General features: G+C 61.8%; 13 protein-coding genes and 1 riboswitch. Of the genes, 4 read left to right on the forward strand and 9 right to left on the reverse strand.

Annotated elements, in window-relative coordinates; translation table 11 throughout:
• Positions 1-55: 55 nt before the first annotated feature.
• Genes NR126_RS09930 through NR126_RS09940 form a run of 3 tightly spaced genes read right to left on the reverse strand, consistent with a single transcriptional unit; the run spans position 56 to position 4,793 of the window.
• The gene (locus tag NR126_RS09930) at positions 56-1,246 is read right to left on the reverse strand and encodes an osmoprotectant NAGGN system M42 family peptidase (RefSeq protein ID WP_027620066.1); all 1,191 of its coding nucleotides are present in this window, start codon (positions 1,244-1,246) and stop codon (positions 56-58) included.
• A gap of 28 nt (positions 1,247-1,274) precedes the next feature.
• Positions 1,275-3,017, reverse strand: coding sequence for an N-acetylglutaminylglutamine synthetase (ngg, locus tag NR126_RS09935; protein WP_027620067.1), 1,743 nt, complete (start codon positions 3,015-3,017; stop codon positions 1,275-1,277).
• A gap of 3 nt (positions 3,018-3,020) precedes the next feature.
• Positions 3,021-4,793, reverse strand: coding sequence for an N-acetylglutaminylglutamine amidotransferase (locus NR126_RS09940; RefSeq protein ID WP_256830108.1), 1,773 nt, complete (start codon positions 4,791-4,793; stop codon positions 3,021-3,023).
• A 334-nt stretch (positions 4,794-5,127) separates the two neighbouring features.
• Between NR126_RS09940 and NR126_RS09945 the strand changes: the two genes are divergently transcribed.
• Both NR126_RS09945 and NR126_RS09950 read left to right on the forward strand, forming a co-directional pair.
• Entirely contained in the window at positions 5,128-7,326 is a 2,199-nt protein-coding gene (locus tag NR126_RS09945; RefSeq protein ID WP_105753782.1) for an OsmC domain/YcaO domain-containing protein, read from the forward strand.
• Between the two features lie 66 nt (positions 7,327-7,392).
• The gene (locus NR126_RS09950) at positions 7,393-7,914 is read left to right on the forward strand and encodes a GNAT family N-acetyltransferase (protein ID WP_256830109.1); all 522 of its coding nucleotides are present in this window, start codon (positions 7,393-7,395) and stop codon (positions 7,912-7,914) included.
• Here NR126_RS09950 and NR126_RS09955 read toward each other — a convergent pair.
• The 6 genes from NR126_RS09955 to NR126_RS09980 form a co-directional block, all read right to left on the reverse strand.
• Positions 7,880-8,317 carry a pseudoazurin gene (locus NR126_RS09955; protein ID WP_256830110.1) on the reverse strand — a complete coding sequence of 146 codons (438 nt, stop codon included), beginning with the start codon at positions 8,315-8,317 and terminating at the stop codon, positions 7,880-7,882. The two genes, NR126_RS09950 and NR126_RS09955, sit on opposite strands and share 35 nt — an antisense overlap.
• Positions 8,318-8,334: 17 nt before the next feature.
• Positions 8,335-9,105, reverse strand: a complete 771-nt coding sequence (locus NR126_RS09960) for an ABC transporter ATP-binding protein (RefSeq protein WP_256830111.1) — start codon at positions 9,103-9,105, stop codon at positions 8,335-8,337.
• Positions 9,102-10,118 (reverse strand): iron ABC transporter permease, encoded by a 1,017-nt coding sequence (locus NR126_RS09965; RefSeq protein ID WP_256830112.1) that lies wholly within the window; start codon positions 10,116-10,118, stop codon positions 9,102-9,104. The genes NR126_RS09960 and NR126_RS09965 overlap by 4 nt, the downstream gene beginning before the upstream one ends.
• Positions 10,115-11,128: an ABC transporter substrate-binding protein gene (locus tag NR126_RS09970; RefSeq protein WP_033866314.1), complete on the reverse strand. Its 1,014-nt coding sequence runs from the start codon at positions 11,126-11,128 to the stop codon at positions 10,115-10,117. Before NR126_RS09970 ends, NR126_RS09965 begins: the two co-directional genes overlap by 4 nt.
• A gap of 147 nt (positions 11,129-11,275) precedes the next feature.
• A riboswitch (cobalamin riboswitch) is annotated at positions 11,276-11,470 on the reverse strand.
• 36 nt (positions 11,471-11,506) lie between these two features.
• Positions 11,507-12,178 carry a MarC family NAAT transporter gene (locus tag NR126_RS09975; RefSeq protein WP_027620074.1) on the reverse strand — a complete coding sequence of 224 codons (672 nt, stop codon included), beginning with the start codon at positions 12,176-12,178 and terminating at the stop codon, positions 11,507-11,509.
• Between the two features lie 6 nt (positions 12,179-12,184).
• Entirely contained in the window at positions 12,185-12,769 is a 585-nt protein-coding gene (locus tag NR126_RS09980; protein WP_027620075.1) for a hypothetical protein, read from the reverse strand.
• 287 nt (positions 12,770-13,056) lie between these two features.
• Here NR126_RS09980 and NR126_RS09985 point away from each other — a divergent pair, with 287 nt between their 5' ends.
• Positions 13,057-13,413, forward strand: coding sequence for a DUF3302 domain-containing protein (locus NR126_RS09985; RefSeq protein ID WP_027620076.1), 357 nt, complete (start codon positions 13,057-13,059; stop codon positions 13,411-13,413).
• Between the two features lie 3 nt (positions 13,414-13,416).
• Complete coding sequence (locus tag NR126_RS09990; protein ID WP_027620077.1) at positions 13,417-14,376, forward strand: HlyD family secretion protein; 960 nt, start codon at positions 13,417-13,419, stop codon at positions 14,374-14,376.
• Positions 14,377-14,404 lie beyond the last annotated feature (28 nt).

The following is a 14,404-nucleotide window of genomic DNA, read 5'->3' on the forward strand; positions in this document are numbered from 1 at the left end:
ATCAATTCGCTGATGCTACGGCGCTTCACCCCACACTTCCAGTAGGCGTCTGCCCTCAGTCGGTTGAGCGCTGTCCTACCAGGCTGTCCACCGACGGCACCCGGGTCTCGCTTTCCATTTGCGCGTCATGTTCGATCTGATGGCTGAAGCGGTCCAGCGAACCCTTGGCCGGCTGCGCATCGCTGGCAAATACCGGAGGGCTGAGGATGTAGGCGCCGAGCAGGCGACTCAAGGCTGCCAGGCTGTCGATGTGGGTGCGCTCGTAACCGTGGGTGGCGTCGCAACCGAAGGCCAGCAGGGCGGTGCGGATGTCGTGGCCGGCGGTGACCGCGGAGTGGGCGTCACTGAAGTAATAACGGAACAGATCGCGACGCACCGGCAGTTCGTTGGCGCTGGCCAGGTGCAACAAGTGTCGCGACAGGTGATAGTCGTAAGGCCCGGCGGAGTCTTGCATGGCCACGCTGACCGCGTGTTCGCTGGAGTGTTGGCCGGGGGCGACTGGGGCGATGTCGATGCCGACGAATTCGCTGACATCCCAGGGTAACGCCGCCGCCGCACCGCTGCCGGTTTCCTCGGTGATGGTGAACAGGGGATGACAGTCGATCATCAGCGGCTCATCACTCTCGACGATTGCCTTGAGCGCGGCCAGCAGCGCGGCGACGCCAGCCTTGTCGTCCAGATGGCGGGCGCTGATATGGCCGCTTTCGGTGAATTCGGGCAGCGGGTCGAAGGCGACGAAGTCGCCGACGCTGATCCCCAGCGAATCGCAGTCGGCCCGGGTGGCGCAGTAGGCATCCAGGCGCAGTTCGACGTGGTCCCAACTGACCGGCAGTTCGTCCACCGCCGTGTTAAAGGCATGTCCGGAGGCCATTAGTGGCAACACGCTCCCACGGATCACCCCGGTATCGGTAAACAGACTGACGCGACTGCCCTCGGCGAAGCGGCTCGACCAGCAGCCCACCGGGGCGAGGGTCAGGCGACCGTTGTCCTTGATTGCGCGGACGCTGGCGCCGATGGTGTCCAAATGCGCGGAAACGGCGCGGTCGGGACTGTTTTTCTGGCCCTTGAGGGTCGCGCGGATGGTCCCGCGCCGAGTCAGTTCAAAAGGGATGCCCAGTTCTTCGAGGCGTTCTGCGACATACCGCACGATGGTGTCGGTGAAGCCGGTGGGGCTGGGAATCGCGAGCATTTCCAGCAGGACTTTTTGCAGGTAAGCGAGATCGGGTTCTGGAATCTTACCGGTCATTGGAACTCCTGAAGGGTAGGGGCGCTGGTCAAATCGCCACATGACTGTGGGGAAACAGCAGGTCGACAAAACGCTCTGCCACCGGTTGCGGCTCATGGTTGGCCAGCCCGGCGCGCTCGTTGGCTTCGATGAATACATAATCCGGCTGGTCTGCCGCGGGCACCATCAGGTCGAGGCCGACCATCGGGATGTCGAGAGCGCGGGCGGCGCGCACGGCGGCGTCGACCAGGGTTGGATGGAGGATCGCGGTGACGTCTTCCAGGGTGCCGCCGGTATGCAGATTGGCGGTACGTCGCACGAACAACCGCTCGCCTGCCGGCAGAACGGTGTCGTAGTGGTAGCCGGCACTTTGCAGGGTACGTTCGGTTTCGTGGTCCAGCGGGATCTTGCTTTCGCCATGGGTGGCGGCCTGGCGCCGCCGGCTTTGCGCCTCGATCAGGGCCTGAATCCTATGCTGGCCGTCGCCGATGATCTCTGCCGGACGGCGAATTGCCGCTGCCGCCACTTCGAAGCCAATGACCAGGATGCGCAGGTCGAGGCCTTCGTGGAAGCTTTCCAGCAGCACCCGACTGTCGAAGGCACGGGCGGCGTCGATGGCCTGCTGCACCTCGTCGATCTGCTGCAAATCCACCGCCACGCCCTGGCCCTGCTCGCCGTCCAGCGGCTTGACCACCACCCGTTGATGCTCGTCGAGAAACGCCAGGTTGTCGTCGGCATTGCCCGCCAGTTGCTGCGCGGGAAGATTAAGACCGGCGGCCTTGAGCACTTTGTGGGTCAGGCTTTTGTCCTGGCACAGGCTCATGCTGATGGCGCTGGTCAGGTCGCTGAGGGATTCGCGGCAACGCACCCGGCGCCCACCGTGACTCAGAGTGAACATGCCGGCCTGGGCGTCATCGACCTGCACATCGATGCCGCGCCGGTGGGCTTCCTCGACAATGATTCGCGCGTAAGGATTGAACTCGGCTTCGGGTCCCGGGCCGAGGAACAGCGGCTGATTGATGCCGTTCTTGCGCTTGATGGCGAAGGTCGACAGCGTGCGAAACCCCAGCTTGGCGTAAAGCTGCTTGGCCTGGCGGTTGTCGTGCAACACCGAGAGGTCGAGGTAGCTTAAGCCACGACTCATGAAATGCTCGATCAGGTGACGCACCAGCACCTCGCCGACCCCGGGTCGCGTGCACTGCGGATCGACCGCCAGGCACCAGAGGCTGCTGCCGTGCTCCGGGTCGTGGAACGCCTTGTGATGATTGAGCCCCATGACGCTGCCGATCACTGCGCCGCTGTCTTCGTCCTCGGCCAGCCAGTACACCGGCCCGCCATGGTGACGGGGTGTCAGGCGTTCGGGGTCGATCGGCAGCATGTTGCGCAGTTGGTACAGCCGGTTGATCGCTTGCCAGTCCGTCGCGCTCTGGGCACGGCGGATGCGAAAACCGCGGAACACCCGGGTCGCCTGGCGATAGTCGCTGAACCACAGGCGCAGGGTGTCGGAGGGGTCGAGAAACAGCTGCGCCGGTTCCAGCCCCAGCACCTGCTGGGGTGCGGCAACGTAGAGGGCGATGTCACGCTCGCCGGGTTGTTCGTGGGCCAGTTCACCGGCCAGGCTCGCCGCGTCGGGAAAGGTGTGGCCGATCAGCAAGCGCCCCCAGCCGCAATGCACGGCAATCGGCTCGCCGCTGCTGTTGCCGTCTTCGGCAAAACGCGCCTGCAGGCGTTCATAGGACGGCGCCTGGCCGCGTAGCAAGCGCTGGTTGAGGGCTGTGGCGTGAGGTTTCATTGATCAGATTCCTTGTTCGCTGAGCCACAGGTTCAGCGCCGCCAGTTGCCACAGCTTGGAGCCGCGCAGCGGGGTCAGTTGGCCCTGCGGGTCGGTGAGCAGGCGATCGAGCATCGCCGGATTGAACAGGCCACGGTCCTGGCTTGGGTCGAGCAGCAACTCGCGCACCCAATTCAGGGTGTCGCCCTGCAAATGCTTGAGCCCGGGCACCGGGAAATAGCCTTTCTTGCGGTCGATCACCTCGCTGGGGATCACCAGCCGCGCCGCTTCCTTGAGCACTTGCTTGCCACCGTCCGGCAGCTTGAATTTGCCCGGCACCCGGGCGGACAACTCCACCAGGCGGTAGTCGAGAAACGGCGTGCGCGCCTCCAGGCCCCAGGCCATGGTCATGTTATCCACACGCTTGACCGGGTCGTCGACCAGCATCACCGTGCTGTCCAGGCGCAGCGCTTTATCCACAGGCGCTTCGGCGCCGGGCTGGGCGAAATGCTCGCGGACGAAGTCACCGGCCGCATCATGGTCGGTCATCCACTGCGGTTGCACCGTGGCGGCGTAGTCCTCGTAACTGCGGTCGAAAAACGCCTGGCGATAGGCCGCGTATGGATCGCTTGCGGCATCTACCTGCGGGTACCAGTGGTAGCCGGCAAACAGTTCGTCGGCACCCTGACCGCTTTGAACCACCTTGCAGTGTTTGGCCACCTCACGGGACAACAGATAAAAGGCAATGCAGTCGTGGCTGACCATCGGCTCGCTCATCGCCCGAAAGGCCGCCGGCAATTGCTCGATGATTTCTTTTTCGTCGATGCGCAGCTGGTGATGGCGGGTGCCGTAGTGCTTGGCGATCAGGTCGGAATACTGGAATTCGTCGCCGCGCTCGCCGCCGGCATCCTGAAAGCCGATGGAAAAGGTCGACAGATCCTCAACGCCCACTTCACGCAACAGCCCCACCAGCAGGCTCGAATCGACGCCGCCGGACAGCAGCACACCAACGTCCACCGCTGCCCGTTGCCGAATCGCCACGGCTTCGCGGGTGCTGTCGAGAACCCTGTCACGCCAGTCTTCGAGGGTCAGATTCTGCTCGTCGGCGCGTGGGCCGTAGGGCAGGGTCCACCAGGTTTTCTGCTCGGTGCGGCCGTCGGCCTCGATGCGCATCCAGCTCGCTGGCGGCAGTTTTTCAATGCCGGCCAACAGGGTACGCGGCGCCGGCACCACGGCGTGGAAGTTCAGGTAGTGGTTCAGCGCGACGGGATCGAGAATCGGCGTGATGTCGCCGCCCTTGAGCAGCGCCGGCAAGGCTGAGGCGAAGCGCAGGCGCTGATCGGTGCGCGACAGGTACAGCGGCTTGACCCCGAGACGATCGCGGGCGATGAACAGGCGCTTGGCATCGCGCTCCCAGATGGCAAAGGCAAACATGCCATTGAGTTTCGGCAGCAGCGCTTCGCCCCAGGCGTGGTAGCCCTTGAGCAGAACTTCGGTGTCGCCACCGGAATGGAACGCATAGCCCAGGCCTTCCAGCTCAGCGCGCAATTCCGGGAAGTTGTAGATCGCGCCATTGAAGGCCAGGGACAGGCCCAGGACGTTGTCGACCATCGGCTGCGCCGATCCGTCCGACAGGTCCATGATTTTCAGGCGGCGATGGCCCAGGGCAATCGGCCCCTGGCTATGAAAACCCCAGGCGTCGGGGCCACGCGGTGCCAGATGATGGGTGATGCGTTCGATGGCCGCCAGGTCGGCCGGTTGAAGATCAAAACGTAACTCGCCAGCTAATCCGCACATGTAGTCCAAGCCCTTTTTTTCGGCATGTGTGTCGCTACTGGTGGCTTAGGTGTACCGCTGATTGCAGCATTTGCACTCTGTACGGCTTTTCAGGCGGCACCTGCTTGCGCAGCGCGCTCGACCAGTAGCGTTATGCATCGAACCGGGCGGCATTTGCGTGCCGCCACGGCTGATGGTCTGGGTTTTTCGAGTGACCGGGCGCCGCGATCGTTCAATAAAATTTACCAACGGTCGTGGCTTGGCGGGCTTTTTTCACTGAAAGGACACTACTGCCGGCGTAAAACCCGGATAATCGCGCCCATTCAGTTTCGCTAGACTTTTTTGGTAATCCCTTATGGAAATCAAGGTTAATTTTCTCGACAACCTCCGACTTGAAGCCAAGTTCGATGACTTCACGGTGATTGCCGACCAACCGATTCGCTACAAGGGTGATGGCTCGGCTCCAGGGCCGTTCGATTACTTCCTGGCCTCGTCGGCCCTGTGTGCGGCGTACTTCGTGAAGCTGTACTGCAGCACGCGCAACATTCCCACCGAGAACATCCGGCTGTCGCAGAACAACATCGTCGACCCGGAAAATCGCTACAACCAGATCTTCAAGATCCAGGTTGAACTGCCGGCCGATATTTCCGACAAGGACCGCCAGGGCATCCTGCGATCCATCGACCGCTGCACGGTGAAAAAAGTGGTGCAGGCCGGGCCGGAGTTCGTTATCGAAGAGGTGGACAACCTCGACGCCGATGCTCAGGCGCTGCTGATGCCTAACTCGGCGGCGGACGCCAGCACCTTCATCGTCGGCAAGGACCTACCGCTGGAGCAGACCATCGCCAACATGTCGGGCATCCTCGCCGACCTGGGGATGAAGATCGAAATCGCTTCATGGCGCAACATCGTGCCCAACGTCTGGTCGCTGCATATCCGCGATGCCCATTCGCCGATGTGCTTCACCAATGGCAAAGGCGCCACCAAGGAAGGCGCACTGGCCTCTGCCCTGGGCGAGTTTATCGAGCGGCTGAACTGCAACTTCTTCTATAACGATCAGTTCTGGGGCGAAGACATCGCCAACGCGGCGTTCGTGCATTACCCAGACGAGCGCTGGTTCCAGCCAGGTCGCAAGGATGAACTGCCGCCAGAAATCCTCGATCCGCACTGCCTGAAGATCTACAACCGAGATGGCGAGTTGCGTGGCTCGCACCTGTTCGACACCAACTCAGGTAACGAAGAGCGGGGCATCGTGTCCTTGCCGTTCGTGCGCCAGTCCGATGGCGAAGTGGTGTATTTCCCGTCGAACCTGATCGAAAACCTGTTCCTGAGCAACGGCATGAGTGCCGGCAATACCCTGGCTGAAGCCCAGGTGCAGTGCCTGTCGGAGATCTTCGAGCGGGCGGTGAAGCGCGAAATCATCGAAGGCGAGTTCGCCCTGCCGGACGTACCGCAGGAAGTGCTGGCCAAGTACCCGGCGATTCTTGCCGGGATCCAGGGGTTGGAGGAGCAGGGCTTCCCGGTGCTGGTCAAGGATGCTTCGCTGGGCGGTGAATTCCCGGTGATGTGCGTGACCCTGATGAACCCGCGCACCGGCGGTGTATTCGCCTCGTTCGGCGCGCACCCGAGCCTGGAAGTGGCGCTGGAACGCAGCCTCACCGAATTGCTTCAGGGCCGCAGTTTCGAGGGCTTGAACGATTTGCCGCTGCCGACCTTCGAAGGCCACGCGGTGACCGAGCCGAACAACTTCGTCGAGCACTTCATCGACTCCAGCGGCGTGGTCTCGTGGCGCTTCTTCAGCGCCCAGTCGGATTACGAGTTTGTCGAGTGGGACTTCACCAGCGAAGGCGAAAACTCCAACGCCGAAGAAGCCGCGACCCTGTTCAAGATTCTCGAAGACATGGGCAAGCAGGTGTACATGGCGGTGTATGAGCACTTCGGTGCCACGGCCTGCCGGATCCTGGTGCCGGACTATTCGGAAATCTATCCGTTGGACGACCTGATCTGGGACAACACCAACAAGGCGCTGTTCTTCCGTGCCGACATCCTCAATCTGCACAGCCTCGACGACGCCGAGCTGAAGGCCCTGGGTGAGCGCCTGGTGGAAAGCGAGCTGGACGATTACACCGACATCACCACCCTGATCGGTATCGAGTTCGACGACAACACGGCCTGGGGCCAGTTGACCATCCTCGAGCTGAAACTGCTGATCTACCTCGCCCTGCAACAGTTCGAAGAGGCGAAGGACGCGGTGGAAGCCTTCCTGCAGTACAACGACAACACCGTCGAGCGCGGCCTGTTCTACCAGGCAGTGAACGCAGTGCTGGAGATGGAGTTGGACGAAGACCTGGAGCTGGCGGACTACGAGGTCAACTTCCGTCGTATGTTTGGCAACGAGCGAATGGACGCGGCGATTGGTTCGGTCAACGGCAGCGTGCGCTTCCATGGCCTGACGCCAACCAGCATGAAGCTCGAAGGGCTGGATCGGCACCTGCGGTTGATCGACAGCTACAAGAAACTGCATGCGGCACGGGCCAAAGTCGCGGGTGTTTGACGGCTGTAGGCGCTGGCTTGCAAGCGACTGGGGGCTCTGCGGTGTGTCAGAAACAGGAATAGCATTTTGAAATTTCACCCTGTCACCGCCACAGAAATCCCCGAGGTCCTGACCTTCGTTCAACAGGTCCGCGCCGAGTTGTTTCCCAAGCTCAGCGCCAGCGGCCTGCCGGCTGATCTGGCGCATTTCGAGGCGGTCTATCTGCGCGGTGACGGGCGGTTTCTGGTGGCGCGGGTCGACGGGCTGATCGTCGCCACGATCGGCTACCTGCCGTACGACGGACGTTTCCCCCAGCTGGATTATCGCGGCCGCAAAGTGGTCGAGGTGGTTCGGCTGTTCGTCCTGCCGGCTCACCGACGAGTCGGTCTGGCGGCGCAGCTGTACCGCGCCTTGCTGGCCCTGGCCCAGGCGGACGGCGTGCAGGTGGTCTACCTGCACACCCATCCCTTCCTTCCCGGCGCCATTGATTTCTGGATTCGCCAGGGCTTCGCGATCATCGATGTCGAGGCTGATCCGCTGTGGCAGACCACCCATATGGAATTCCAACTGGCGACTATTGAGCCTGCTGGTGCTGCAACAGACGGCTGAAACGCTCGGTGGCACGCTTTGGCAAGGCTGACGGGATTTCGGCTGGCTGGGCGGTGGTTGGACCGACCTGGATCAGCATCACCATGCCCATGGCCAGATGCGGGGTGCATTGGATGCCATACAGGCCAGGGATGTCGAAAACCTGCTCGATCTCCTGATTGATTTTGCCCTTGAACGCAGTAGCACCTGCCGGCAGTAGCCCCGCGACCGAAGCGGCGTTGTGTCCGCTTTGGCTGGGAATGAACCTGACACTGTCACCGGGCTCGATACGCAGGTAATCCGGCTCGTAGACCATGCTGCCAGCGGCACCACGGGTGAGCATTTTCACTTCAAAAGTTTGCGCCTGCAGGGCCGAGCAGAACAGGGCGCTGGCGAGCAGCAAGGGTAAGGATAGAGAGCGCATGTCGAGTCCTCGATTGATCAGGTGGCGCGCAAGCGCAGGATCTGCGCGCCATCGAATGGGTCCGTGAGGTAGTGGGCCTGTACGCCGAAGGTGGCGTGCAAACGTTGTGGCGTGAGCACTTCCAGGGGCTTACCGAGCGCCACCAGCCGTCCACGGTCGAGGATTGCCAGGCGGTCGCAGGTCAGGGCCTGGTTGAGGTCGTGCAGCACGATCAGGCTGGTAACGGGCAGCGCCTGCACACCCTTGAGAATCGTCAGTTGATGCTGGATGTCGAGGTGGTTGGTCGGCTCGTCGAGCAGCAGGATCTGCGGACGCTGGGCGAGGGCCCGGGCGATATGCACGCGCTGGCGCTCACCCCCGGACAGACCACGCCAGATGCGTGTGCTCAGGTGCGTGGCGTCGACATCGTGCAGGGCCTGGCGGACGATCGCCTCGTCCTCCCGGCTCCACGGGCTCAGGGCCGACAACCAGGGCGTGCGGCCGAGCGCGACGGCGTCGAACACGCGGATCGCGTCGTCGGTGTCGGCCTGTTGCTCGACCACCGCCAGGCGTTGCGCAATGCTGCGGCGCGAAAGTTTTTCCAGCGGCTGGTCAGCCAGCCACACACCGCCGGCTGACGGCGTGCGCAAGCCGGCCAACAGCTTGAGCAAGGTGGACTTGCCGGAGCCGTTGGGCCCGACGACGCCGAGGGTTTCGCCGGGGTGCAGATCGAGATGGATATCCTGCAGCAACTCGGCGTCACGCACCTTGAAGGACAGACCTCGGCACCTCAGAACGGGGGCGCTCATCGGGCGCTCCTGCGGCCGATCAGGATCAGCGCAAACACCGGCGCACCGACCAGCGCGGTGATCACCCCGACCGGAATCACCTGGCCCTTGATCAGGGTGCGTGACAGCACGTCGGCGGCAATCAGAAACAACGCGCCGGCCAGGGCACTGGCGGGCAACAGGCGCGAGTGCCCGGTGCCGAGCAGCAGGCGCACGGCGTGGGGAATTACCAGACCGACAAAACCGATGGAGCCGACAATGGACACCATCACCGCCGTCACCAGCGCCGCGCACCCCACCAGCACCAACTGCACCCGGCGCACCGGTATGCCGAGTGATGCGGCTGAATCGCTGCCAAAGGCAAAAGCGTCCAAGGCACGTCGGTGCAGCAGGCACAACACCAGACCCGCGACTGCCACCGGCACCGCCAGCCACACCGACGGCCAGCGCACCCCGCTGAGGTTGCCCAGCAGCCAGAACATGATGCCCCGTGCCTGTTCGGAGCTGGCCGATTTGGTGATCAGGAACGCGGTGATGGCGTTGAACAACTGCGAGCCGGCAATGCCCGCGAGGATGATTTGCCCAGTGCCACGGCTTGAACCGCTGAGTCGCGCCAGCAAAATCACCAGGGCGAACGCAGCCATGGCGCCGACGAAGGCGCCGGCCGACAAGGTCAGCATGCCGGCGCCGACGCCGAGCAGAGCCACCAACACCGCCCCGGTTGAGGCTCCGGCACTGACGCCCAGCAGATACGGATCAGCCAGGGGATTGCGCAACAACGACTGCAGAATCACCCCGCAGGTGGCCAGGCCGGCACCGCAGGCCGCCGCGACCAGGGCGCGGGTCAGGCGATAATTCCAGACGATGCCTTCGTCGATCGGGTCCAGCGCGTAGCCGGCGGCCCACAGTTTGTTTGCCAGCACCTGGAACACCACGTGAAGCTCAATGGCGGTTTCACCGATGGCCACGCCGGCGATGACAGCTGCCAACAGCAGCGCCATGGCCGACAAGCTTCTAATCAGACTCGCAGTCATTGCGGCAGGTTAAAGCGGTCGATGGCCTCGGCCAGTTGCTGCAGGCCGTCGAAGGTGCGCACGCTGGCCTGCATGGCCATCGCATCAAGCACGATGATGCGGTTGTTTTTCACCGCGTCCATGTTGCGTGTCACCGGGTCGCTGCGCAGAAACGCCAGTTTCTTTTCATGGTCATCGGCGGGGAAGCGGCGGCGGTCCATGCGCGCGATGACCAGGAAAGTCGGATTGGCCTTGGCGATGGTTTCCCAGCCGACCGTCGGCCATTCCTCGTCGGACTCGACCACGTTACGCACGCCCAACGTCGTCAACATGAAGTCGGGAACGCCCTTGTGGCCGGCCACATAAGGATCGATGTCCATGTCGGCGCTGGAGAACCAGACCAGGGCACTGAGCGGCGGGTGCTTTTTCTCGTGGGCCTTGGTAATCGATTGGGCGAGGCTGGCCTTGAGCTCGTCCGTCAGTTGGGCGCCGCGCTCGCGCACATCGAAAATCTCGGCGAGCTGCTCAATGCCCTTGTAGATGCTCTCGATGCGGAACGGCGCCAGGCGCGTACCGTCAGCGCCCACCAGGTTGTCCTTGGCTTCACAGTCTGAAGGCAGCAGGTAGGTGGGGATTTTCAGCTCATGAAATTGCTCGCGAGTGCCGACCACGCCTTGCGGACCGACCATCCATTCCAGCTCAACCGTCACCAGTTGCGGGCGCTTGCCGATCACCGCTTCGAAACTGGGATCGTTGTCCGCCAAGCGCTCGATCTTGTCGTTCTGCGCCTTGTACACCGGCAACACGTTGTTGAACCACAGCGACGTGCCGAGCACTTTGTCGCTCAGGCCCAGGGCGTAGAGCATTTCGGTACCGGCCTGGCCAATGGTCACGGTGCCGCTGGGCGCATGCTGGAAGGTCAGGCTGCTGCCGCAGTTTTCGAGGGTCAGTGGGTACTGGGTCGGGGTGGCCTGGGCCAGGGCGCAAAGAGCCATACCGGCAACGAGGGTCGAAAGGCGGGGCAACAGCATGGGGCAATCTCCATTTGAACCGTACAGGCAACAGCAGGGATACGGTTTGGAAACACACCCTCGAACACTGCGTTGAACACAGGGCAAGACCGCGCGACAAGGAAACTGGCGGGCAGCAGGGATGTCCTTCCCGGACACCCCGCCGGTTAGTGATTTTGCTTGGCCGGCAGGTCTCCTGACTCATGCGTCGTTGCCGCACCCCAGCCTTCCCGGAAATGATCCAGTGGCAGTTGTGGAGTGGGCTCGGCATCTACAGTTGCGGGGGCAGTTCCGATTGACACCGGGTGTGGTGTTTCGGATTCCCTATTAATCCCCTGGGGGACCGGCGGCGCTATGGTAGTCGATCACGGCACCGGGAGGAAATGCGCGGGCTGCCAACTAGGGCAGGCGCGGCGGATGGAAGTTGCTGTCGATGAGCGACTGGACGATTTCGATCGAGCCATTGATGGCGAACTGAGCGCCCATGCACACCAGCAAAAAGCCCATCAGTCGGGAGATTGCGTCGATCCCGGACTCGCCGGTTATGCGCATGATCAGCCCCGAGCTGCGCAGGCAGATCCACAGGATCAGCGCGGTGAACAGGAAGATTAGCGCAGGGGCGGCCATTATCACCCAGGCCGGGAACATCGTGCTGTGCTTGATCGTTGCCGCAGAACTGATGATCAAGGCAATGGTGCCGGGGCCGGCGGTGCTGGGCATAGCCAGCGGGATCAAGGCGAAGCTCTCCTTTTCCTTGACGTCATGGTCGGTCGTCGGTGGTGCGGGCGGTGGAAACAGCATCTTCATGCCCATGACGATCAGGATTCCACCCCCGGCTATGCGCAAACCGGGGATGGAGATGTTGAAGGCATCCATGATCAGTTCGCCGGTGTAGTAGGTTAGCGTCATGATCAGGAAGACATAGAAGGCCGTCAGCCGCGCCTGTTTATTCTTTTGCCGTTGGTTGAGTCCTTTACTCAGGGCGAGGAACAGCGCCACGGTGGTGGGCGGGTTGAGCAACGGCAACAACGCCAGCAATCCCAGGGCAATCGCGTTGAATAAATCACTCATGGGCGATTATGGGTTGGTCGAGGTTTTGATTTTCAGGATCTCGGTGTAGATCGCCTCGACCGTCTGCCCCACCTGCAGCTTCTTCATGCGCTCTTGAAGCTGCGGGTCCTCGACCTTGACCACCCTGACCTTGCCTTCTGGAGGCATCAGGGTCACTTCATGGGTCTTCAAATCGATCTGGGTAATCTTCGAGGTGACCTTGACCTGGCGTACCGCCTCGCCGCCGGGATTGGGGTTGTCTTTGGTGGCGCGAATGGTCATGGCTTCATCGCTGACTTTGGGTGCACCCCCCACCTGGGTGTCGAGTACATAGGCCACCGAGCGCAGCACCTGGATGTCGACGTTATCTCCGACTTTCAGGTTGGGCAGGGCTTTGGCTTGATCGGTCAGTTGCAGGGGAATCGGCTGCTTGTTGAGGCCTTCGATGGTGACCTGATAATTCGCCGCATCGACTGCCAGCACTTTCGTCACGAAGTGGCCTTCCATCGCGGTACTGCCCAACGGAATATCAGCCGCCTGGGCACTGATGCCGGCAGTCGACAGGAGAGTGGCAAACGCGACACGCAAGGCGAAGGATTTGACGGATTTCATGAGCTTGGTTTCCCTGTGATAGCTGACGGACACGCCCAAGAATAGTCGGTGTTCGGCAACTTGCCTGGTGACCTTATCGATTGAATTGCCGAGCATTTCGCCCTGCATGGGACTGTCTGCTATCTGCGATTTCACTGAGTTAAGTCAGCGAGCGATAGCCGGGCAGGCGATTAAACTTGAACTATTCTGATTTCGAACGGGCGCGCGCGGAGCAGCGACCGCAGTCGACCATCACAGCACTCACGTGGTGCGTACGCGCTGTTTTTGTTTTTCGGGAGGGGGGCGTCGTGCTCGACTACATTGCGCTGGGCATTCTTTTTTTTGCGGCAATCGTGTTGTTCTACGGGATTATCGTGCTGCACGACATACCCTACGAAATTGCCGTACACCGCAAACATCCGCATCAGGACGCCATTCATGCAGCAGGTTGGGTGAGTCTGTTCACCCTGCATGCGTTGTGGCCGTTCCTGTGGATCTGGGCGATGTTGTACCGGGAGGATCGCGGCTGGGGATTTCGCACGGATCCCGAGCAGTTGAAACTCGATGCGGAGCTGGTCAAGGAGCTGGCTGAACTGCGCCAACGCGTGCAGCGCCTGGAAGGGAAGACGCAGTCCGATGACTCTTCTATAGAAGGACGGCAATAAACCATGGACTTATTACTGATCCTTACCTACACCGCCATCTGCGTGGCAATCTTCAAGATTTTCCGTATTCCCCTGAACAAGTGGACGGTGCCGACCGCCGTGTTGGGCGGCGTGGTGTTGATTGGCGCGCTGATCTTCCTGATGAACTACAACCACCCGTATTCGGAGGTGGCGCGTTCGTACTTCGTCTCGGTGCCGATTATCCCGACCGTGACGGGCAAGGTGATCGAGGTGCCGGTCAAGGGCAACGAGCCGCTGAAAACCGGGGATGTGCTGTTTCGCATCGACCCCGAGCCGTTCCAGAACCGCCTCAAGTCGCTGAAAGCCCAGCAAATCTCCGCACGGGCTGATTTGTTCCGAATCAACGAACTGATCAAGCGCAACTTCGGTACGCGGCGCGAGCTGGATGCGGCCCAAGCCCTGGTGGACGACCTGCAGGGGCAGATCGACAACGCCCAGTTCGATTTGGACAACACCACCGTACGGGCACCGAGCAAGGGCTTCGTGACCCATGTTTCGCTGCGTGCGGGGATGATGGCGACCAAGTTTCCGCTGCGTCCGTCGATGGTCTTCATCCCGGAAGAGGGCCAATACTTTGCTGCCTGGATGCGCCAGAACAGCTTGCTGCGCCTGGTGCCGGGCGATGAGGCGGAGGTCGCCTTCGACGGCATTCCCGGACGAGTGTTTACCGGTAAGGTGAAGAATGTCATCAGTGTGATAGGCGAGGGGCAGATCCAGCCATCCGGCACCTTGCTCAGCTACACCGGATCGCCACCACCGGGTCGGGTGCCGGTGATCATCGAGATCACTGACCCGGATTATCCGGAGTACGCCAAGTTGTTACCCGGTGGCTCATATGGTCAGGCGGCGCTGTACAGCCAGCACTTCCACCATGTGGCGATCATGCGCAAGATACTGCTGCGCATGGCCGCCTGGATGAACTACATCTTCCCGTTCCATTGACAGATGAGGGGGGGAGACCGGCACTGGT

Origin of the sequence: Pseudomonas sp. Pse1, assembly GCF_024519635.1 — a bacterium.
GTDB lineage: Bacteria > Pseudomonadota > Gammaproteobacteria > Pseudomonadales > Pseudomonadaceae > Aquipseudomonas.